A 21259-nucleotide genomic window follows, 5' to 3' on the forward strand; every position below is an offset into this window, starting at 1 on the left:
GAGCGGTCGCCGAACCCATCCATCCCGGCCCTCTATTCGGCGGCGGTCCCGCTGAAGGCCTGCCGGTTCGCGCCGCGCGCGCGCGACGACCGGGGGCCGTCGTAGCGGGCAGCCTTGCTGGCTGCGAACAACAGGAGGGCTGCGAGACCGAGCAGGACGAGATCGACCCCGACGAACAGCGGATCGACCGGATCGCCCGCGCCGTAGGCCCGCTGCATCCGCCAGCCATCGGCCACGGCGGCCGCCGCGTACAGGGCGGCGGCCGCACTCAGCACCGCGGGCCAGGCCAGACGCTGCGGCCGCAGCATTCCGACCAGCCCGATCAGCACCCAGACGCCGAAGAACCCGCGGATCTCCCAGAGCGCCCGGTCCGGCAGATCCACCGGCAGGATCCGGTTGGCGAGGAAATAGGCCGCGATCGCGGCCGGCAGCCCGGCGATCGTCGCGATGTTCAGACCCTGGACCAAGCGTAGGCCCGGATGCAGGGCGGTCCCGGCCATCTTGGGCAGGCGTGCCACCGACCACAGCATCAGCCCCGTGGCCACCATGGCGCTGCCGGCGAGCCCGCACAGGAAGAACAGGACGCGGAGGCCCGGGCCGGCGAAATGCGCCTCGTGCAGGCCGACCATGGTGGTGAAGGTCTTGGCCGCCGGCTTCAACCCGCCCGCCCGGACCTCCAGGACGGCGCCGGTGGTGCCGTCGAAGGCGACCTGCGGATGCTCGTGCGAGAGGCCGTGCGGCTCCTCGAACACGACCACCACGGTGGCGTTCGCGTCCTTCGGGTTGACGACCGAAATCCGCTCCAGGGGCTCGTGGACCGTCTCCAGCGCGCGCGCCACCATCGGCCCGACGGGCGCGAGGGTACCGGGCCGGCCCGCGGCCGGGCGCGGCGCGGTGATCTGGCCGGCTTCGGCGAAGAAGCGCTGCGTGTCGCCGTGATAGACCGCGTTCATGCCCCACGGCATGTACATGAACGACAGGGTGACGAGCCCCGTATAGGTGATCATCAGGTGGAACGGCAGGGCGAGCACGCCCGTGACGTTGTGGGCGTCGAGCCAGCCGCGCTGGGCGGACTTGTCCCGCCGGAAGGTGAAGAAGTCGGCGAAGATCCGCCGATGGGTGACGATGCCCGAGATCAGCGCCATCAGCATGATCATCGCGCAGATGCCGACGACCCAGCGGCCCCAGAGGGGCGCCATGTTCAGCTCGAAGTGGAACCGGTAGAGGAAATCCCCGCCGCGGGTGTCGCGCAGGGCGGCCGGCGTCCCGGTCTCCGGATCGAGGAACACCCGCTTCGGCGGCTGCCCCGGCCCGGTGCGCCAGAGCACTTCGAGCAGGGGCAGGTCCGGGCGCGGTGGCGTGATGAACCACGCCCGCGCGCCGCCCGCCTCAGCCTGCAGGTAGGCGACGCCGCGCTGCACCGCTGCGGCCGTCGCGTCCGGGCCGATCACGGCATCGGCGCGGAGCTCGGGCCGCATCCAGCGCGAGATCTCGGGCCGGTAATAGCTCGCGGTTCCGGTGACGAAGACCGCGAACAGCACCCAGCCGACGATCAGGCCGGACCAGGCGTGCAGCCACGCCATCGACTGCCGGAAGCTGTTGCGCATCGGTCGGCCCTCACCAGCGGTAGCGCAGGGTTCCATAGACCGTGCGCGGCAGACCGTAGAAGCAGGCCGAGTAGGACAGACAACTCGAGACGAAGCGCTCGTCCAGCAGGTTGTTGACGTTCAGCTCCGCCGTGAGGCCCGCCAGGCTCGGAGCGATGTGCCCCATATCGTAGGACGCGAGGGCATCGACGACCACGCTCTCCGGCACCTGGAAGGTGTTGGCCGGATCGCCCCAGGACGGGCCGAGGTAGCGCACGCCGCCGCCGATCGCGAGGCCCAGCAGGGGGCCGTCGGTAAAACGGTAATTCGCCAGCAGCGAGACCGTCGTGTCCGGCACCTGGACCGGGCGCCGCCCCTGGAGCGGCACCGACAGCCGCGTGAGGTCGTTCGCCGTGCTGCCGGCATCCCGCACGTTGCGGATGTCGAGGAGCGAGACGCCGCCGATCAGCGTCAGGCCTTCGGTCAGGTTGGCCCGCGCCTCGAACTCGAAACCCTGGGCGCCGACTTCCCCGGTCTGGACCACGAAGCCCTGGCGCAGGGGATCCGCGGAGGTCCGGTTCGACTGGCGGATGTCGAAGAATGCGGCGGTGAGCAGGATGTCGGTGCCCAGCGGCTGGTACTTGATGCCGGCCTCGTACTGGTCGCTGCGGATCGGGTCGGGCACGCGGCCCACCGACCCGAAGGCGCTGTCGAACACGCGCCCGCTCACGATCGGCTCGAAGGCCTGGCTGTAGGACACGTACGGCGCCACGCCGCTGTCGAAGTGGTACAGCAGGCTCGCACGATAGGTCAGGGCGTCGGACGGTGCGTCCTGGAGCGTCAGGGTGCTGGTGTTTCCGGAGAAGCTGCGGGTCGGGCCGGTCTGGCGGGCGACGTCGTAGCGGCCGCCGAGGGTCAGCACGAGGCGATCGAACTTCGCCTGGTCCTGGAAGTAAACGCCGGTCTGCTGCGCATCGACCCGCGAGGTGGTGTTGAAGGCCGGGAAGGCGATGTTCATGGCATAGTTCGGCGCCAGGATGTTGAGGTCCGGGGCGCTCGGGAACGGGGTGCCGCTGGTGCGGGTGCTGAAGGTCCGGTGATCGACGCCCAGCAGGGCCGTGTGTGCGATGAACCCGGTATCGAACTCGGCGATGAAGTTGTTGTCCATCGTGTAGGCTTCGGCGGCCACGTTGGTGCCGATGATCGACCGCGCCAGGAGCGGCCCCGTCGCGGTCGGCCCGTTCCGGTCGTTGAAGGCACCGTAGACGCTGCGGTAATCGCCCTGGGTGCGCAGGTAGCGCCCGGCCGAGTGGAACCGCAGGTTCTCGCCGATACGCTGGTCGAACAGGTACTCGATCGAGGCCTGGGTCCGGTCGGAGCGCTCGATGTTGCGATCGCCGTCGTAGAAATTCACCGGTAGCCGGCCGAACAGGCCGCTGCCGAAATTGCGTGCGAACACGGTGCCCACCGCCGGGAAGCCGCCGTAGAACCCCGAGAACGGATCGCGCTGGTAATTGCCGATCAGGGTGAGCGACGTGTCGGTGGACGGGCGCCAGGTGATGCTCGGCGTGATGAAGGCCCGCTCGACCTTGGTGGTCACGGCCGGCCCGTCGCCGTTCCAGCCGAGCCCGACCACCCGGTAGGCGAACTGGTCGGCCAGGCCCGGGATGTCGGACGCGATCGGGCCGCCGACGTCGAAGCCGCTCCGGACCTCGTTGAACCCGCCGCCCTGGATGAAGACCTCGCCGTGGCGGACGAACTGCGGCACCTTCGAGACCAGGTTGACGATGCCGCCCGGGCCGGACTGCCCGTACAGCACCGAGGCCGGCCCCTTGATGATGTCGATCCGCTCCAGACGGTAGACGTCGATCGACGTGTTGGCGTCGCGTCCGCCGATGATCGCCATCTGATCGAGGAAGACCGGGGCGGCGAAGCCACGGATGTTGAACAGCTCCAGGCGGGTCGAGCCGGCACCCCCACGCGATTCGGCGAAGACCCCCGGGGTGTAGCGCAGCGCCTGGGTGACGGTCAGCGCGTTCTGGTCCTGGATCTGCTGTCGGCCGACGACCGAGACCGATTGCGCCGTCTCCAGGATCGGCGTGTCGGTCTTCGTGCCGACCGTGCTCCGGCTGGCGACGTAGCCTGGAACCGGGCCGGTCGCGCCGCCGGCACCGTACAGGTCACCGTTGAGGGTCCGGCTGGGGGCCACGCCGGTCACGCTCAGTTCGGATAGCTCGATGTCGGTGGTCGGCGCGGTCTGCGCCCCGGCGGCACCCGGCGCGACCACGGCGCAAGTCGTTGAGAGCAACGCGAGATACAGGGATCCGGCCACGGACCGTTCAATCACGTTCCAGGTCGATGCAGCCCGGGACCGGTTCATCTTGATGCCTCTAATACAAGCACGGATCCGACCGTACTCTCTCAAAAACCGCGACTTCACGCCGCCGTGATCGTGTTGGCATCTCCTTATTGGTCAAAGCAACCGGAATATTATGGAAGGATTCTAAGATAACCTGGATTCATTCCAAGTTGAGCGGCTTACGGGAGGCCTCTCCCTTGGGTAATGATGATGTCGAGGCCGGCAATGCGCCTCCCGCTGAGCTGTGGGTATTCAGGTGCATCGAGACGCGCTGGCCGCGTGGCATCGGGCGCAGTGCCGACGCCGATGCCTCGATCGTGTCGTCACAAAGCGGCGCGCGGCGTATGCGAACGGGTGGCAGCAATCTGGAAACGTAATCCGGCTAAGAGCCTGTCCGCAGAGGTTTCTGTTCCGGATGGCAGGGTCGCCGCAGTCCCAGCCACCCTGGGGATCTCCGGTGGCAACCCGTGACGGGGCCGCGGAACGACGGGCCGGAGGGAGGAGCGTGGGAGTTCCGCTGAATACGCCTCACGCGTGTTCGATCGGATGCCGGCGTGGCAAAGTACGCATCGGATCGTGGGTGTGGCCCATCGCAGCCCGACGACCCGATGACACGGTGACACAGGGCATCGGATACAGCCAAGATATGCATCTCGCACAAGCGAGGGTTGCATGGTAGTGCGAAACTCAATCGTGCGCTATTCAGTTAGGCAGCCTGTGGAACGTGGCCGACCTCGGCTGCACGCCTTGAGAGACCGTGAGACCATGATGAGCGTCGTGACCAAGCCGAAGCTGGCGACCGAAGCCGACCGCGCGATCGGTAGCCGCATCGCGGCGCTCCGAGCCGCTCAAGGCCTCAGCCAGACGACTCTCGGTCATGCCATCGGGGTCAGCTTCCAGCAGGTCCAGAAATACGAGAAGGGCCGCAATCGCGTGGGTGCGAGCCGCCTGCAGATGATTGCCGACCTGCTCAAGGTCCCGGTGGAGACCTTCTTCGCCGACAAGGTGCCCGCTGAGGCTGGCACCGAATCCATCCAGGCTCTGTTCGACGACCCCGAAATCATGGATCTCGTGGCAGCATTCCGTTCGATCCCGGATCAGACCACGCGCAGCGGCGTCCTGTCGATCGTGAAAGCCGCCGCCGCCCTGCGGCAGGCCGGCGGCACCGGGAACTGATCCCACAACCACCCTGGCCCTCGATGCCGCGCCGTCACGCTCCTCACCCGAGCAGGCCGGCCACCTCGCGCTCGATGTGCTGGGCAATGTCGGGTGCGCCGGTCATCTCACCGAAGCTGCCGCGGGTCATCGGTCCGAACGCGTAAAGGCCCGGCTGCGGGCGGCCCGCCGGCCCGAGTACGCGGCTTCGGCGGTCGACGGCCAAGCCGAGACCGACCGTATCGAGGCAGGCCGTCCCATCGACCAGCAACGCGGCGATCAGCGGATTGCGCGCGACCTCACGTTCCGGGCCGGTGCACAGCACCACCGCGTCGAACCGCCGTCGCGTGATCGGGCCGTGTCGCGGGCGCAGCGTGGCTTCCAGACGCCCGTCCGCGTCACGATCGAGTCCGGCGAGGGCGGCTTGCTCCACGACGAGGCGCCCCTCGGCCCGCGCCCGTTCCAACGTCACTGCGATCTGTGGGGCGATGCGGAACCGGTGGACCTCCCAGAACGGCAGCAGGCGGCGGACGACGCGCCGCTTCTCGGCGGCCGGCAGCCCGCCCCAGAGATCGGGCAGCGCGGTGCGCAGGGAATCGACCACCGGGTGCCAGCCCAAGGCCGGATCGGCTTCCGCAATCTGCCGGCGGACCAGCTGCAGGAGGCCTAACGCGGTGGTTGGCGGCGAGGCGCCGACTACGTCGAGATCCATCCGGAACAACCCGTGGGCCTTCGGCAGGAGGCCCCGTCGCGACACCGCGGTGATCGGCCCGCGATGACCCGCAGCGCCGAGGCTCGTCACCACGTCGGCCATGGTCAGCCCCGTGCCGACAACCAGTACGGAGGCGTCCGCGCCGATCCCCGCGAGCGCGTCGGCCCTCCAGGGATCGGCCACGAAGCCCGCGGATTCCGCGACACCCGGCCCAAGTCGGCAGGGCAGGGCGGGTACCGCGTGGCCGAAGCACAGCGCGACGCGGTCGGCCATGATCGTCTCGCCGGATTCGGTGACGACGCGCCAAGCGTCCTCCGCCGCCGCCACCGAGTCGGCCTTGGTGCGCAGGTGGCGCAGGTGGACGCGCTCGGCGGCCGCCGCCAGCGTCTCGGCCAGGACATCCGCGATGTAGGCACCGTACGCGGCGCGCGGCACGTAGGCGCCGCCGGCCTCATCCTGACTTGCGGCGTCGGGCAGGAAGCCGTTGGCGTGCAGCCACGCGGTGACGGCACCAGGCGTTTCGGCTGCGATGTCGAGGCGGTCGCTCGGCACGTTGATGCGGTGGCTACGGTCGCGGGTGCTGTAGGCGACCCCGCGCCCGAGCTCGGCCCGGGGCTCCAGAATGACGAGGTCGAGCTGGACCGATGAGGCTCGCACGGCATGGATGGCGAGCACCGCGCCGGTGAAACCGCCGCCGACGATCGCGATGCGGAGCGGGCTTGATGTCGGTCGCGTCATCACGGCATGTCCCGGCGAAGTTCCGGGCACCTTCGATCAGGCGGGCGCCGTGTGTGCAACCCCGGCTTGATCGCTTACGAGTCCGGCCCGAACCGATAACGGTCGCGGCGACGTGGTCCGATATCGCCGGGATATGCCCTGCTGTTGCGCTGGGCGAACCTGCCGCCCTGTTCGCCAGGCCGGGGCTTCTTTTTCATCGGTTCGCCGCGCTCAGTTCGATGTTTCCCGTGAAACATCGGCAAGCCCTCCCTCGTCACCGATCCGGTATGCGGATCGGCTCCGGTCGCTCATGCGACCCCGGGTGCGAACTGGACGAAAGCCCCCGCGAAGGCCGCAACGCCTGATAACGCTCCGGCTGCCTGGTAGGCGAGTGCAGGTAATCGACGCTGCGTCAGGACCGTGCCCAGGACGGGAAGCGCGATCAGGTTCATCGCAACACCGGCCAGAACTGCCGCGGCCATGGCCCCGAGTGGAAGGTAGAGTATGGCCGTCAGCAGGGTCTGCACGGTGCCGAGGTCAGCGATCACCCGGATTCCGCCGCCAGCCAGGAAGCCGATGGCCGCAGCCGCGGTGATCGCCTCCCTGAGCCGCTCAGTGCCCTGGTGTGCCGGGCTCTCGTTGGCGGTCGTCTCCATCACGGTTCTCTCCCGAGCGTTCGACACCGAGCGTCGCCGATGGGAGTCTCATTTACAATCAGGAGTTGTACTTACAACCGAAGCACACGTGGCAGATGGAAAGGCGGTTAACCCCAGCAACGGCCCGACGCTCATCGTCGGAAGCGAAGCGGCCGTCCGCAGTGCCTGACACCGGCCTCGGACGGCTGGCCCGTCCCATCCGCAAACCCGCACGCCTGTACCAGCGAGCCGGCGGATCAGCGCATGATCCCTTCAATGGACCGAACCCAACTCCCCTCCGCGCGCGAGCGCCGAGGGGTCCCGTGTGGCTTTCCGCTGTGCGTGCCGACCCAATAGATCAGGCGACAGATCGTGACCGCGGCTACCGGGCAGGGGCAGCGGTCAACGTTTGCACTACCAGGCCGCCTGCAACCCTGCGGAGAAGACCTGGGCGGTGGCGTTGGGGCGGACCTCGCCGGTGTAGCTCACCGACAAAGACATGCCCTGCGCAACCGGGCCGGACAGGCTCACGCCGAGCACCGCCCCGTCCCGGGACAGCGCAGAGGTTCGGGTCGAGAACGGCACCCCGAACAGGCTCGAGCGCACCATCGCCGCGGTGTCGGCCAGCTCGTGCGCCCAGTACGCCCGGGCATCGAGGCGCAGCCCCGCGCCTGCATCCACCGCCACGCTGGCGATCCGGCCGCCCGCCAGGATCCGAGCACCGTCCAGCGTCGCCGTGGTGAAGGCCTGCTCGGCCAGACCGCCGTGCTCGGCGACCCGGCCGCGGCTCAGCCGGTCGTAGCTGAAGCCCAACTCGGGCACGACCTCGACCGGCAACCCGGTGCCGATCGCGTAGCCGGCGAACCCGGACAGGCTCAGGTCGCCGCCCGCGGGGGCGCCGCGCGCCCGGGTCAGGTTCGAGCCCAGCGTCACCGTCCGGTCGACCCGGCCGTCGGCATAGGCGCCCCCGGCCGTGCCGCGCAGGACGACGGAACCGAGCCGGGTGGTGCCGTACACCGTGCCGCCGTAGCTGTCGGCGCTGAACGAGCCGGGCGCGAAGCCGGCCCCGCCGCTCCGGGACGCCCCGGTCTCGCGCAGGTAGCTGAACGCGCCGCCCACCAGTGTGTCGCGCCCGACCTGGCGATCGACGCCCAGCAGCAGGCCGCCGGCATCGACGTTGGCCCCGCCGGCGGCGCGGTCGCCGCCGCGGCCGCCGAAGCCGTAGAGCGCGTCCGCCCAGATCCGGCCCTCGCCGGAGGCCAACGGCTGGTCGGAGGCGCCCGCCCCACCGCGCAGGTCGATCGCGGTGCGGTTGGGCCCGAGCCCGGCACCGCCGGCGCTGAAGCTGGCGCCCCCGCCACCGCCGAGGCTCATGTGCCGGTCGATCGTGGCGGTGATCAGCCGGCGCGCCGTGAGGTCGGCCATCACGGCGTCGCCGTAGCTCTGGCCCGACAGGCTGGCGAGCCCGCCCGCCAGGGAGCCCGGCGCCGTCGCGTAGAGCGGATCGAAGAACCGCGCGCGCGCCGCGTCGGGCCGGGTGCCGGCGTCCGGCCGGGCCAGGTCGAGGGCCGCACCGACCGCCCGGGCATTGCCGGTCTGGGCCAGGCCCAGGGGCGCGAGGTTGCCGTAGGCGGTGGGCGTGACCACCAGGTCGAGGCCGGTTGCGCCATAGAGCGCATCGAAGCGCGTGGCCGCGGCCAAGCCGGCCGCCGGCTGGGCGAGCCCGCTGAACGACCCGCCGAGGCCCGCCTGCGCCACCAGCACCGAGAAGCGCTGGCCCAGCGCCGGCGTGAAGGCGTTGCCGGCATTGCCGGTGATCCCGCGCAAGCTCGGCACGAGGGTTCCGTTGGCCGCGACCGCCCCGCTCGGGCCGACCGCCAGCAGGCGGGAATAGTTGCCTGTGCCGGCGCCGGTGCCGAGGCCGTCGATGTCGATCCCGAACACGCTGCCGGGGGCGAAGCTCACCGGGCCGGCCACCGTCAGGGTGCCGGGCGAGTTGCCCGGCCGCAATGCGCCGGCCACCGCCACCGGGGCGGCGACCGTGCCGGTGCCGCGCAGGGTCCCGGCCGCCGCCACCGTGATCGGCGAGGTCCAAAAGCCGTTGAGCGACAGCGTGCCCGCCTGCACCGTGGTCGGTCCGGAGAAGCGACCTGTGCCGCTGAGGTTGAGCGTGCCGGTGCCGACCTTGGTCAGGCTGGTCGGGCTGGTGCCATCCAGGATGGTACCGGCATACGTGGACGAGGCGGGGCCGCCGACCGTGAGCCGGCCGTTGCCCAGGACGGCCGTGGCCGATCCGGACAGGGCGGCCACGGTGTAGGCGCCGCCACCGAGGTCGAGCGGGCCGGTGGTGGCGAGCGCGGTGATCCCGGTGATCGGGCCGGTGAAGACCAAGCTGCCGGTGTTGGTCAGGGCGCCGTTGATCTGTCCGGACAGGCGGGCGGTGCCGGTGTTCGACACGGGGCCGCTGAGGGCGCCGTCGCTGACGAGCAGGCCGTCATTGCCGATCTGGGCGGCCGAGAGGCTCGCCCCGGAGGCGACCGCGACCGTGCCGGCATTGCCAAGCGCACCGGCCAGCCCGTAGGCGCCGCCACCCGCCACCGACAGGGTGGCGCCCGCGGCGTTGGTGAAGGTGCCGTCGCTGGCGACCGTACCGGTGACCGCGAAGGTGCCGGCGGCGTTCCGGATCGCGCCGTCGACCCGCCCGGCGCTGGCGACCAGCGTGCCGGTGTTGGTCACGCCGCCTGAGACGGTGCCGCTGGTCGTGAGAATCCCGGCATTGGCGACGCCGCCGCCGATCGTGCCGGTGTTGGCCGTGTATCCGGCATTCGCCAGACCGCCCGAGAGACTGCCGCTGGTGATGAGGGTTCCGGCGTTGCTCACGCCGCCCGCGATGGTACCGGTGTTGGCGGTGTAGCCGGTATTGGACAGTCCGCCGGAGAGGCTGCCGCTGGAGGCCAGCGTCCCGGCGTTGCTCACGCCGCCGGCGATGGTGCCGCTGTTGAGGGCGTACCCGGCATTGGCCAGGCCGCCGGAGATCGCTCCGCTGCTGGCGAGGAGGCCGGTATTGATCACGCCGCCCGAGATGGTGCCGCTGTTTGACGTGTATCCGGCATTGGCGAGGCCACCCGAGAGCGTGCCGCTGGTGGCCAGGATACCCGCATTGATCACGCCGCCCGCGAGGGTGCCGGTGTTGGCGGTGTAGCCGGCGTTGGCCAGGCCGCCCGAGGCGGTGCCGGCGTTCAGGAAGCTGCCGGCCGTGCCGACGGTGATCGGCGCGACGAGGCTGCCGGTCGCCGTCAGCGCCAGGGTGCCCGCAGCCACGAAGGTGCTGCCGGTATAGGTGTTGGCCGCCGACAGGCTGGCCGTGCCGGGGCCGGTCTTGACCAGGGAGCCTGGCCCCGTTCCGTCGGTCATCACCCCCGCAAAGCTCGAGGTCCCGGTATCGATCTGCAGCGTGCCGGTGCTGTTGAGCGTCACCGGCCGGGCGGTGGCGAAGCCGTCGGCCAGGACTTCGAGCGTGCCGCCGCCGAACGCGAGCCCGCCAGTCGCCGCACCGAGGTTGCGGTCGGCCAGGACGCCGAGCACACCGCCGTTGATCGCAGTGCCGCCGGCGTAGCTGTTGGTGCCGGTGAGATCGAGGATGCCGGCCCCTGTCTTGATCAGGCCGCCGACGCCGGAAATGTCGTTGGCGAAGCGGCCGTAATAGCCCTGGGTGTCCACCGTCCAGGTCGCGGTGAACTGGCCCGGCCCATCGATCGCCTTGCCGAGATTAAGCAGGCCCCAGCCGAACACGGCGTTCGGTACGTCGGCGGGACCGTTGCCGAGATGGGTGGCGGTGGTGAACATCGTCTTGGCGATCTGCGGCGCCGTCAGGAACGGAAAGGCCTGGCGCAGCACCGCGGCCGCCCCGGCGACGTGCGGGGTTGCCATCGAGGTGCCGCTGATCGTGTTGTAGCTTTTGTCCAGATTCTCGGGCCAGGTCGAGTAGATGCCGACCCCCGGCGCCGCGATGCACCAGGAGGCGGTGACGCCGCACCAGTTGCTGAACGAAGCGATCTTGTTGTTGCGGTCGGTGGCCACGACGGACACGATCGATCCGGCGACCCCAGAGAAGTCGATCCGGCTCTGGTCCATCGGGCGACCCGCATCGTCGTAGAACTGGTAGATCTCGCTGTCGGCGTTGCCGGGCCGGATATACGGGTAGAGCGCCGCCCCGCTCGGGTTCACGGAGATGACGGGCTGACTGATGCGGTCGTTGCCGGCCGCGAAGACGAGCAGCATGCCGCTGTCGGCCGCCCGCTTGATCGCGTCGTATTCTCGTTTCGTCTGACTGAATATATACTGCTGGAATTCCAGCTCGACATAGTCCGGATTGGGAATCACGTTCCCCTGGTTGTCCTTGATGTAGAGTTGCGGCAGCGCCGGCCCATAGCTGCCGTTCAAGACCCGCGCGCCCTGCTGGGTCGCATGGTCCATGGCCGCGGGACCATCGACCCGGAGATCCGGTATGGTCTTCCAGGCGCTGGCCGGCGGCAGAGTGTAGAGGGTCAGGATCGTGCTGTCGTAGGCGACGCCCATGGACCCGACGCCGTCTCGGGCCGCCCCGATCGTGCCGGACACATGCGTGCCGTGGCCCTGCACATCCTGGACGAAGGTCGGGTCGAACACTACGCCGGGCGCCGAGAAGACGTTTTCCGAGGCCGAGGAGATGCGGCCCGTAAATTCCGGATGGGTCCGGTCGATGCCGGTGTCGTAGACCGCCACCAGCACGCCGAGGCCGGTGAAGCCACGGGCGTAAGCGGTTGCGGCGTTGATCTGGGCGAGGCCCCAATCGGCCCGGTACTCGGGCGTGTCAAAATCCGAAGCCGTCAGGCCCAGGTCCGAGGGCGGGCGTCGCGCGAGGTTCTGGGCCGTCGCCGGCCCCAGGGCCGCCATCAGCGCGACGAGGGAGCAGCCCAGCATCAGGCCGCGCCTCGCCGGGCCGCGCCGACGGCCGGCCCGGTACGATCCCGGGGCAGGGGCGCTACGTTCGCCCACAGGCCCTATCGGGCCATGCTGGTCTGAGATGAAAAGCATCTGGTCCGTCTCGGAAGAGTCTAGCCATCGCCCTTAAGCGGATGCCTATTTCACAGGCTATGACATCTCGGCCACAGAATGCTGCGCAGGAGCGATTTGGCACTTCCTTCACCCTTTTTGAGATATGTTGCATCCAACGGGACCATGTGATGCGCGAACGCGATCGGGATCGACCGGCGCGAGAGCCTGCTGGAATGGTCCCGGCGAGAAATTATGGCGATAATCGACAATCAGCAGTGATTTAATCCATCTTTTATCAGATACGGCGTCGGAATATTGACGTAAATGCGAGAAAATAGGAAACATCGCGGTTCTGATATTATAAAACATCGGGCCGTTGCGACGATCGGAGACGTGACCAGCCGACGGCAGGGCTCGGCCATCCCCGCGGAATCCGATGGCGGCGAACGGACATCCCGCGCAAGCGAATCGCCCGCAGCTCCGGCCCTCCGCTTCGCCCCGCCCGAGGATCCGGTCGCGCTGGGCCGGGCCTGGCAGGCGCATCTGGCGCCGGTCTTCGCGGTCAGCTTCGGACCCGAGACCGACCTCACCGTCCCGATCGCGATGCGCAGCTATCACCTCGGCGAGCTGCTGGTCGGCGACGTGATCGCGCCCGCGCACATCCTCGAACGGTCGCCGGAGATGATCCGCCAGCAGGGGCTCGACCACATCCTGCTGCAGTTCTACCGGCGTGGCCAAAGCCTCGTCGAGACGGACCACGACGCTGAGCCGGTCGGCGAGGTCCAGTGCATCGTGTTCGATCTGGCCCAGCCCGTGCGCATCGTCGCGGGCGCCGTCGACGCCACGAACGTCGTGATCCCGCGCGTCTTGCTCGAGAAGCAGGGCTGCCACCCCGACGCCCTGCACGGCCGGCCCCTGGACCACGACGGTGACCCGTTCGGGCGCCTGGTCCACAGCTTCGTCGCCAACGTCGTGGCCTGCGGCGACCGTCTGGACCAGCGCGAGGCCCTGGCGGCGGCCGCGGCGATCACCCAGCTCTGCGCGACCTGGCTGCGCGGCCGGGACGCGGGGAACCCTGTCCCGCACCAGGACGTGCGGATCCGGGTCCGCCGGTTCATCGAGGCCGAGCTCGGCAACCCGAAGCTCTCGCCGGCGCTGATCGCCGCGCGGCTCGGCCTGTCGCGCTCGACCCTGTACCGCGTGTTCGCGCCGAACGGCATCGTCAGCTACATCCGCGACCGTCGCCTGATGCACGCGATGCGGATGCTGGTCCGGGACGAGGCGCAGCCGGCGCGCGTCTCGCGGGTCGCCTTCGCGGTCGGCTTCTCGGACGAGCGCACCTTCCGGCGCGCCTTCAAGCGCCGGTTCGGCTTCATCCCGAGCGACGCCGCGCAGCGCCCGGGCCCCGGCCGGGGACCCGAACCCCTGTCGGTCCTGCAGAGCTGGATCGAGAGCCTCTGAAGGGGCCGGCCCGCGCGCGGAACGCCCGGTCCGATCATCGGCCGGTCAGGCCGAGGGTCTCACAGAGGGCGCGTTTCTGGCAGGTGCGGTCGGCAGCAGGCCGTGGAGCGCCATGCCGATAAGCATCGCGGCGACGAACACCAGGACCGGCACCGCTCCCGTGGACAGGGCCGCCACCGCCGGGCCGGGACAGAAGCCCGAGAGCCCCCAGCCGATCCCGAACAGGGCGGCGCCGAGGAGCAGGGGCGCATCGATCCTGCGCCGGCCCGGCAGGTCGAAACGGGCATCCAGCACCGGGCCAGGAAGGCGCCGGCTCACGCCATAGCCGAGCCCCGACACCGTGACGGCACCCCCGAGTACGAAGACAAGGCTGGGATCCCATTCGCCCGCGACGTCGAGGAAGCCGCGCACGCGGGCCGGATCGAGCATGCCGGAGAGCGCCAGGCCGAGCCCGAAGGTGAGGCCGGCGGCCAGGGCCGCGAGGCTGCGCAGGGCCGCGCTCACGCCAGCACCCGGGTTGCGGCCACCGTCAGCATGCCGGTTGCGAGGAAGACCAGCACCGCCGCGAGCGAGCGCGGCGACAGACGGGCGAGGCCGCACACCCCGTGCCCGGATGTGCAACCGGAACCGAGCCGGGTCCCGAAGCCGACCAGCAGGCCGGCCAGGGCCAGGACCGGCAGGTTTGCTGCGATCCGCATCTCGGGCCAGCGCCCGGCCAGCAACGCGAAGGCCGGCGGCCCGAGGACCAGCCCGAGCAGGAAGGCGGCGTCGGCGAGCCAGCGCGCGCGCCCGGGCCGGCCGAGGCCTGCGACCAGGCCGCTGATCCCGGCGATCCGGCCGTTCAGCAGCAGGAGCATCGCGGCGGAGAGGCCGATCAGCAGGCCGCCCGCGAGCGGCGGGAGATAGGTGCTCATGCAGGTCTCGCTTCGGGGTCTCGTGTCGCGACTCGAAGGCCGCCCCGGCAGCCCCCGACCATCGGGGTAGCGCCCGGGACGGCGCGGAACAAGCCTTGCCAAACGCCCTTGAACCGGCAATTATCGATTACTTTCAGGCACTTAATGAAGATCGTGCTCTTTCACGAGCAATCCGCGAACGAAACCTTCTCCTCAACGGCCGGGCAGGCGGAAGAGCTTTCCTGGAACGAGCCGGGACCTCGCCGGACCTGCTTCGGACTTCGAATCGGGCCGGCACGATCGGCTCCCGCAGCGACGACAGCGCGAAAGGTTCAGCGACGATGGCGCACGGTGATCAAGTGGTTTTCCAACGGCTCGACCTCGCGGAGATCCTGGGGATCTGGCGCCATGCGCGGGGGCGGATCGTCGGCATCCACCGGCAGCACGGCCATTCGGCCACGGTCGACGTGAAGTTCGAAGGGCACGAGACGCTGGAGCACTACCTCGCCGACCTGTTCCAGCTGGTGCATTGATGGCGCCCGTCATCCAGAACCCCTGCAGGATCCGCCGGACGTGACGGCCTCGGCCGCGATCCCGCCGCTGCGTGCCACCAGCCGCAGCAGCCTCGAGGGCGAGCTATGGGCGGAACTGCGCACCGAGGCGGAGGCGGTGCTCGTTGAGGAACCGCTCTATGCCGGGATCGTCCAGGCGACGATCCTGGATCAGCGCAGCCTCGCCCAGGCCTTGGCCTACCGGCTCGCCCACCGCCTGGGCGACGGCGACCTCGCGCGCCTGTCGATGCGCGACCTCTGCCTGTCCGCCTTCGAGGCCGACCCCCATGCCGGGGCCAACGCCGCGCGCGACCTGATCGCCATCCGCGAGCGCGATCCGACCTGCCGGCGCTACCTCGACCCGTTCCTGTTCTACAAGGGCCTGGCGGCGCTCGAAGCCTACCGGGTCGCCCACTGGCTCTGGCACCAGGGCCGCGCGACGCTCGGCCTGCATGTCCAGAGCCGCATCTCGGAGGTGTTCGGCTGCGATATCCACCCGGCCGCCCGGATCGGCTCGGGCGTATTCATCGACCACGCCACCGGGGTCGTGATCGGCGAGACCGCGGTGGTGGCCGACGACGTATCGATCCTCCAGTCGGTCACGCTGGGCGGCAACGGCAAGGAGAGCGGCGACCGGCACCCGAAGGTCGAGCGCGGGGTGCTGCTGAGCGTCGGGGCCAAGGTGCTCGGCAACATCCGCATCGGCGAGGGAGCCAAGGTCGCGGCCGCCGCGGTGGTGCTGCACGACGTGCCGCCACACACCACCGTGGCGGGCGTCCCGGCCCGGGTGGTGTCACGCCTTGCCGCGGGCGCCGAACAGCCGGCGCTGAGCATGGATCAGTCCTTCGGCTTCGGGGACGGGATCTGATCCCGGCCAGAAAAATTTTTCTCTCAGATGAGGATCGCCAATCCTGAAAGATTGGCGTTGCGATGAGAATATAATTCCATAATCTTGCGAATTTGCGCGCCCGTCATTCTACAATCGTAGCGCTACCGGGCGATTCATTCCACGAAGCGTCGGTAAATAAGAAAAATCGTTTCGTTGACCGCGTGTGGAATCAAAGCTTACCTTGGCTTTGCTGGCTCACTGAAGCAACGGGCAAGTGTCGCGCAGGACGCTGACTGTGCGGATGCGCTAAAATGAGATCTTCTCAAAGGCGACACGGTCATCCGATCTTGTCGGAATCAACAAAACATTGTGCCCGACCTGCACGTCCTGCGCGGTAGCTCGCCAAGCCGTGGGTCGATGCGGCGCGCCTGCAATCGAGACGAAAGAGGACGAACGATGAGTGGACCGGGTCTGAGCGTGAGCGCCACGGCGGCACGCAATCTTGCGACAGCCACCGTCACGTCGGTCCAGAACGCGGCCAACACGCCGCGCTGGCTCCTCCGGCTCCTGCCCTTCGTGGATGTCGCGGGCGGCGTCTACCGCGTCAACCGGCGCGCCGTCGTGCTGGCCCAGCCCGGCCGCGTCGACCTCGTCACCGAGAACAAGGACCGGACGATCCGCTCCGCCTCGCTGCGGGCGGTGCCGCTGTTCAGCCGCCTGGGTGATGCCGAGCTGGCGAAAATCGCCGAGCGCTTCACCGAGAGCAAGCACAAGGCCGGCAAGATCATCCACGAGGAGGGCGCCGGCACCCGCACCCTGACCGTGGTGGCGGACGGCACGGTCGAGCTGACCTTCTCGGGCCCCTACAAGGGCCGCCTGCGCCAGGGTCTGGCGACCCGGGGCGATTATTTCGGTGACGGCGACCTCCTCGGCGCCGGCGCGCCCGCACCGGCCGTCAAGGCGCTCTCGGCGGTCACCCTGCTGACCCTGGATCCGGACGCCCTCGAGAGCGACGAGATCCGCGCCAAGATCGCGCAATACCGGGAGGAGCAGGAGCGGCTGAAGGGCCATACCAGCTCGCACGGCGAGCAGGGCATCGAGCTGCTGGCGGTCCAGACCGGCGAGCCGCGGCTGCCGACCACCTTCGTCGACTATGAATCGCATCCGCGCGAGTATCACCTGTCGACGATCCAGACGATCCTCAACACCCATACCCGCGTCACCGACCTCTACTCGAACGAGATCGATCAACTCCGCGAGCAGATCCGCCTCACCGTCGACGCGGTGAAGGAGCGCGAGGAGTGGGAGTTGCTCAACAACTCGCAGTTCGGCCTCCTGAACGAGGTCGGCCCGCGTCAGCGCATCCCCACCCGCGGCGGCCCGCCCACCCCGGACGATCTCGACGAGCTCCTGACCCTGGTCTGGAAGAAGCCGGCCTTCTTCGTCGCGCATCCGCGCGCCATCGCGGCCTTCGGCCGGGAGGCCACCCGCCGCGGCGTGCCGCCGGTCGTCGTCCACCTGTTCGGCGCCCCGTTCATCACCTGGCGCGGCGTCCCGCTGGTGCCGAGCGACAAGCTGCCGATCGACATCGATCCGGTCACCGGCGCCGAGACCACATCGATCCTGCTGCTGCGCGTCGGCGAGGGCGAGCAGGGCGTGGTCGGCCTGCAGAAGTCGGGCGTGACCGGCGAGATCGAGCCCGGCCTGTCGGTGCGCTACATGGGCACCAACGATCACTCGATCGCCTCGCACCTGGTGACCCGCTACTTCTCGGCCGCCGTGCTGGTCGAGGACTCGATCGCCCGCCTCGATAACGTCCTCCTCGGCAACTACCATGACTATGCCTGAGGGACTGGCCTTCGGCCGACCGGAGGCGAGCCCGGCCGAGCTCGCCCACAGCGATCTGATCGGGCGCCTCGCCCGTGAGATCTACCAGCAGGGGCAGGCCGCGAGCCGGCCCCTCGCCCCGACGCTGCCCGCGGGACCGCAGGTCCCGCAGGCCCTCGAAGGCCTGCCTCAGGGACCGGGCGCCGCCCCGGTGCCGAGCGCGGCCACGGGAATCCCCTCGGCTCCGGCCGGGGGGCAACCCTCCGGCCTGCAGCCGGATGCTTCCGCCCTCGGGGCCCGGTCGTTCGGCGGTCCCGCGCTCGGCGTGCCCGGTCTCACCGGCCCGATCGTGCCGAACCTGGCGCCGGCGAGCCCGGCCTTCTTCGACGTCGCCGCGATCCCGCCGGTCCATCCGGCGAGCCCGCGTCCGGTCCTGCCGGATTTCGGGGGCCCGAGCGCGCCGGCGTCCTTCCCAACCGCGCCGGCGGCCTTTCCAAGCGCGCCGGCGGCCTTCCCGGGCGGTCCCGACCTGTACCGGCAGGTCGCCGGGGATCATCCCCGGGCCAAGGCCTTCGCGCACGCGATCGCGCCGCAACTCGTGCCGGCCGACCCGGCGCGGCCGGGCGGCGACGTCGCCCAGGAGAGCTTCGCGCGAACCGGGCACCTGTCCCGGGCGCCCGAGGCGCCGCTGTCCGACTACTACTTCCTGAACGCCGGCCCGGGGCCAGCCCGCAAGGCGCCGGCGAGCCCGCGGGTGGAGCCCGCCCGCTATCCGGGGCCCGCCCCGCGGCTCACCGTAAAGGGGGCGAGCCCCGTGGCGGCACCGTTCGACGTGGAGCATGTCCGGCGGGACTTCCCGGCCCTGCACCAGAGCGTCAACGGCCACCCGCTGGTCTGGCTCGACAACGCCGCCACCACGCACAAGCCGCAGGCCGTGATCGACGCGACCTCGGAGTTCTACGGGCGGCACAACTCGAACATCCACCGGGCCGCCCACACCCTGGCGGCGCGCTCCACGGACCTGTTCGAGGGTGGCCGCGAGGCGGTGCGCCGCTTCCTCAACGCCCCCTCGAAGGACGACATCGTCTTCCTGCGCGGCACCACGGAGGCGATCAACCTCGTCGCCAACTCCTTCGGGCGGGCCAATATCGGCCCGGGCGACGAGATCATCGTCTCGACGATCGAGCACCACGCCAACATCGTGCCGTGGCAGCTCCTGTCCCAGGCGACCGGTGCGACGCTGCGGGTGATCCCGGTCAACGATCGGGGCGAAATCATCTTCGAGCAATACGCGGCCCTGCTCTCGGGCCGGACGAAGATCGTCTCGGTGACCCATGTCGCCAATGCGCTCGGTACCGTGAACCCGGTGCGGGAGATCATCGCGCTGGCCCACGCCTACGGGGTGCCGGTGCTGGTCGATGCGGCGCAATCCTCGCCGCACATGCCGCTCGACGTGCAGGCCCTCGACGCCGACTTCCTGGTCTTCTCCGGCCACAAGGTGTTCGGGCCGACGGGGGTGGGCGCGCTCTACGGCAAGACGCAGCTGCTCGCCGCGATGCCGCCCTGGCAGGGTGGCGGCCACATGATCGAGGACGTCACCTTCACCCGGACCATCTACAAGGGCGCCCCGGAGAAGTTCGAGGCGGGCACGCCGGACATCGCGGGCGCGGTCGGCCTGGGGGCGGCGCTCGATTATCTGGAGCGGATCGGACTGCCGGCGATCGCCGCCTACGAGCACGACCTTCTGGACTACGCACAGGGCGGTCTCGCCGAAGTGAAGGGCCTGCGCCTGATCGGCACGGCCCGCGAGAAGGCGAGCGTGATGTCCTTCGTGATCGAGGGGCAGGAGAACGAGGCGGTGGCCCACCATCTCGACGCGCACGGCATCGCGGTGCGCTCGGGCCATCACTGCGCCCTCCCGGCCCTGCGACGGTTCGGGGTCGACCAGTCGGTGCGGGCCTCCCTGGCCTTCTACAACACCAAGTCGGACGTCGACGTGTTCCTGAAGGCGCTGCACAGCCTGCCGCGGCACTGAGTGTTGTCCCGGACCGAAGGCCGGCCGGACCCCGAGCGGTCCGGCCGGCCTTTTTGGGGGGGCGGCGCGTGGGGTCGGATCCAGCACGGCCTGCCACCGGCATGAGCCGACGTGGGATGCGGCTGCGCGGCTTTAACCAGGAAACGCCTTCGATCCACGCGTCGGCGGTAAGCTCTTTCTCGATATCGGCCGGTCGAGGCGAAGACCTGTCCTGCCGCCGCGCAATATTCGAAAAACCCTTTCGTTGACCCGTCGCGGTGCCGGGCGGACGATGGCGGCCCGCTTCGCAGCCCCCCCTCGCCTGCATGACCCTCGCCGTCCCGCTTCCCGACATCGTCCGTAGCCTGGCCGAGACCTTCGCGGACCGTGCGGCCGGGCATGACCGCGCCGGCACGTTCCCGCATGACAACATCGCGGCGCTGCGCGCGGCCGGGCTGCTGGCGCTCACCGTGCCGCGGCGGCTGGGCGGCGGCGGCGCCGGACTGGAGCGGGCCGCCGCATCGGTCCGCACCATCGCGGCCGGCGATCCGGCGACCGCCCTGGTGCTGGCGATGCACTGTCTGCAGCACGGGATCATCCATCGGGCGGATTCGGCTTGGCCACGCGCCGTCGCCGAGGCGGTCGGCAGGGCCGCCGTCGAGACCGGGGCGCTGATCAACGCCCTGCGGGTCGAGCCGGAACTGGGCACGCCGGCCCGGGGCGGGGTGCCCGAGACGATCGCCCGGCGCGATGGCAAGGTTTGGCGGATCACCGGGCGGAAGATCTACGCCACCGGCGCGCCGGGGCTCGCCTACGGGGTCGTCTTCGTCCGAACCGACGAAGACGTTCCGCGGATCGGCAACGTGCTGGTGCCGTTCGCAGCGAAGGGCCTTCGCGTCGCGGAGACCTGGGACCATCTCGGCCTGCGGTCTTCGGCGAGCCACGACGTGTTCTTCGAAGATGTGCCGGTCCCGGACGATCACGCGGTCGACCTGCGGCCGCCGGAGGGCTGGCAGCGGCCGGACCCGGCCCAGCAGGCCTGGAGCTGCGGCCTCCTGGCGGCGCTCTACGACGGGGTAGCCGGGGCCGCACAGAATTGGTTCGTCGGCTACCTGCTTGCGCGCAAGCCCGGCAGTCTCAGGGCGCCGCTGGCCAGCGTGCCGCGCGTCCAGGAGGCGGTCGGCGAGAACGCACAGTTGCTTGCCATCAATGCCCGCCTCGTCGCCGGGCTGGCGGCCGAGGTCGATGCCGGCCGGCCGCCGCCGCCGCACGAGGCCGGCTTCGTGAAGCTCACCGTCACCGAGAACGCGATCGCCGTGGTCCAGCGCGCCGTCGAGTTCTGCGGCAACGCCGCCCTGGCGCGGGCGAACCCGCTGGAGCGGCACCTGCGCGACGTCCTGTGCGCGCGCATCCACTGGCCCCAGGCCGACGCGGTACGGGTCGCCGCCGGCAAGGCCGCCCTCGACGTCCGATAACCCGACAC

Annotated in this window: 14 protein-coding genes; 7 read left to right on the forward strand and 7 right to left on the reverse strand. The window is 70.0% G+C overall.

The features are described 5' to 3' along the window. Positions 1-32 precede the first annotated feature (32 nt). Both AC0IY0_RS21805 and AC0IY0_RS21810 read right to left on the reverse strand, forming a co-directional pair. Entirely contained in the window at positions 33-1607 is a 1575-nt protein-coding gene (locus tag AC0IY0_RS21805) for a PepSY-associated TM helix domain-containing protein (RefSeq protein WP_471765487.1), read from the reverse strand. A 10-nt stretch (positions 1608-1617) separates the two neighbouring features. After that, positions 1618-3966, reverse strand: a complete 2349-nt coding sequence (locus tag AC0IY0_RS21810) for a TonB-dependent siderophore receptor (RefSeq protein WP_147908574.1) — start codon at positions 3964-3966, stop codon at positions 1618-1620. 744 nt (positions 3967-4710) lie between these two features. Here AC0IY0_RS21810 and AC0IY0_RS21815 point away from each other — a divergent pair. Next, positions 4711-5121, forward strand: coding sequence for a helix-turn-helix domain-containing protein (locus AC0IY0_RS21815; RefSeq protein WP_471765489.1), 411 nt, complete (start codon positions 4711-4713; stop codon positions 5119-5121). 43 nt (positions 5122-5164) lie between these two features. On the opposite strand, the gene AC0IY0_RS21820 is transcribed toward AC0IY0_RS21815, so the two are convergent. The 3 genes from AC0IY0_RS21820 to AC0IY0_RS21830 all read right to left on the reverse strand — a co-directional run bounded on the left by AC0IY0_RS21820 (position 5165) and on the right by AC0IY0_RS21830 (position 12126). Then, a complete protein-coding gene (locus tag AC0IY0_RS21820; protein WP_471765492.1) occupies positions 5165-6550 on the reverse strand; it encodes an FAD/NAD(P)-binding protein in 1386 nt (461 codons plus the stop codon). A 287-nt stretch (positions 6551-6837) separates the two neighbouring features. Further along, positions 6838-7188: a hypothetical protein gene (locus tag AC0IY0_RS21825; RefSeq protein ID WP_419828822.1), complete on the reverse strand. Its 351-nt coding sequence runs from the start codon at positions 7186-7188 to the stop codon at positions 6838-6840. A 390-nt stretch (positions 7189-7578) separates the two neighbouring features. Then, positions 7579-12126, reverse strand: coding sequence for a S8 family serine peptidase (locus AC0IY0_RS21830; protein ID WP_471765494.1), 4548 nt, complete (start codon positions 12124-12126; stop codon positions 7579-7581). A gap of 468 nt (positions 12127-12594) precedes the next feature. On the opposite strand from AC0IY0_RS21830, the gene AC0IY0_RS21835 reads away from it, so the two are divergent. Further along, entirely contained in the window at positions 12595-13662 is a 1068-nt protein-coding gene (locus AC0IY0_RS21835) for a helix-turn-helix domain-containing protein (protein ID WP_471765496.1), read from the forward strand. A gap of 45 nt (positions 13663-13707) precedes the next feature. Here the strand turns inward: AC0IY0_RS21835 and AC0IY0_RS21840 are convergent, their stop codons facing one another. Both AC0IY0_RS21840 and AC0IY0_RS21845 read right to left on the reverse strand, forming a co-directional pair. Beyond that, positions 13708-14166: a DUF6691 family protein gene (locus AC0IY0_RS21840; RefSeq protein ID WP_471765498.1), complete on the reverse strand. Its 459-nt coding sequence runs from the start codon at positions 14164-14166 to the stop codon at positions 13708-13710. Then, positions 14163-14576 carry a YeeE/YedE family protein gene (locus AC0IY0_RS21845; protein WP_147908567.1) on the reverse strand — a complete coding sequence of 138 codons (414 nt, stop codon included), beginning with the start codon at positions 14574-14576 and terminating at the stop codon, positions 14163-14165. Before AC0IY0_RS21845 ends, AC0IY0_RS21840 begins: the two co-directional genes overlap by 4 nt. A gap of 320 nt (positions 14577-14896) precedes the next feature. On the opposite strand from AC0IY0_RS21845, the gene AC0IY0_RS21850 reads away from it, so the two are divergent. From AC0IY0_RS21850 to AC0IY0_RS21870, 5 genes are all read left to right on the forward strand, one after another. Next, positions 14897-15088 carry a hypothetical protein gene (locus AC0IY0_RS21850; RefSeq protein ID WP_147857105.1) on the forward strand — a complete coding sequence of 64 codons (192 nt, stop codon included), beginning with the start codon at positions 14897-14899 and terminating at the stop codon, positions 15086-15088. A 40-nt stretch (positions 15089-15128) separates the two neighbouring features. Further along, a complete protein-coding gene (gene cysE / locus AC0IY0_RS21855; RefSeq protein WP_471765499.1) occupies positions 15129-15974 on the forward strand; it encodes a serine O-acetyltransferase in 846 nt (281 codons plus the stop codon). Positions 15975-16391: 417 nt separating this feature from the next. Beyond that, complete coding sequence (locus tag AC0IY0_RS21860) at positions 16392-17783, forward strand: family 2B encapsulin nanocompartment shell protein (protein WP_147908565.1); 1392 nt, start codon at positions 16392-16394, stop codon at positions 17781-17783. Continuing rightward, positions 17770-19797, forward strand: a complete 2028-nt coding sequence (locus tag AC0IY0_RS21865) for a family 2A encapsulin nanocompartment cargo protein cysteine desulfurase (protein ID WP_471765501.1) — start codon at positions 17770-17772, stop codon at positions 19795-19797. The genes AC0IY0_RS21860 and AC0IY0_RS21865 overlap by 14 nt, the downstream gene beginning before the upstream one ends. Before the next feature lie 305 nt (positions 19798-20102). Continuing rightward, a complete protein-coding gene (locus tag AC0IY0_RS21870; RefSeq protein ID WP_461232420.1) occupies positions 20103-21251 on the forward strand; it encodes an acyl-CoA dehydrogenase family protein in 1149 nt (382 codons plus the stop codon). Positions 21252-21259 lie beyond the last annotated feature (8 nt).

The sequence above is a fragment of the Methylobacterium sp. AC315 genome (assembly GCF_979253755.1).

Excerpts from the sequence above, each read along its gene's own strand:
- AC0IY0_RS21805 (WP_471765487.1), bottom strand. The coding sequence starts at position 1,607 with ATGCGCAACAGCTTCCGGCAGTCGATGGCGTGGCTGCACGCCTGGTCC.
- AC0IY0_RS21810 (WP_147908574.1), bottom strand. The coding sequence starts at position 3,966 with ATGAACCGGTCCCGGGCTGCATCGACCTGGAACGTGATTGAACGGTCC.
- AC0IY0_RS21815 (WP_471765489.1), top strand. The coding sequence starts at position 4,711 with ATGATGAGCGTCGTGACCAAGCCGAAGCTGGCGACCGAAGCCGACCGC.
- AC0IY0_RS21820 (WP_471765492.1), bottom strand. The coding sequence starts at position 6,550 with ATGACGCGACCGACATCAAGCCCGCTCCGCATCGCGATCGTCGGCGGC.
- AC0IY0_RS21830 (WP_471765494.1), bottom strand. The coding sequence starts at position 12,126 with ATGCTGGGCTGCTCCCTCGTCGCGCTGATGGCGGCCCTGGGGCCGGCG.
- AC0IY0_RS21845 (WP_147908567.1), bottom strand. The coding sequence starts at position 14,576 with ATGAGCACCTATCTCCCGCCGCTCGCGGGCGGCCTGCTGATCGGCCTC.
- AC0IY0_RS21850 (WP_147857105.1), top strand. The coding sequence starts at position 14,897 with ATGGCGCACGGTGATCAAGTGGTTTTCCAACGGCTCGACCTCGCGGAG.
- AC0IY0_RS21860 (WP_147908565.1), top strand. The coding sequence starts at position 16,392 with ATGAGTGGACCGGGTCTGAGCGTGAGCGCCACGGCGGCACGCAATCTT.
- AC0IY0_RS21865 (WP_471765501.1), top strand. The coding sequence starts at position 17,770 with ATGACTATGCCTGAGGGACTGGCCTTCGGCCGACCGGAGGCGAGCCCG.
- AC0IY0_RS21870 (WP_461232420.1), top strand. The coding sequence starts at position 20,103 with ATGACCCTCGCCGTCCCGCTTCCCGACATCGTCCGTAGCCTGGCCGAG.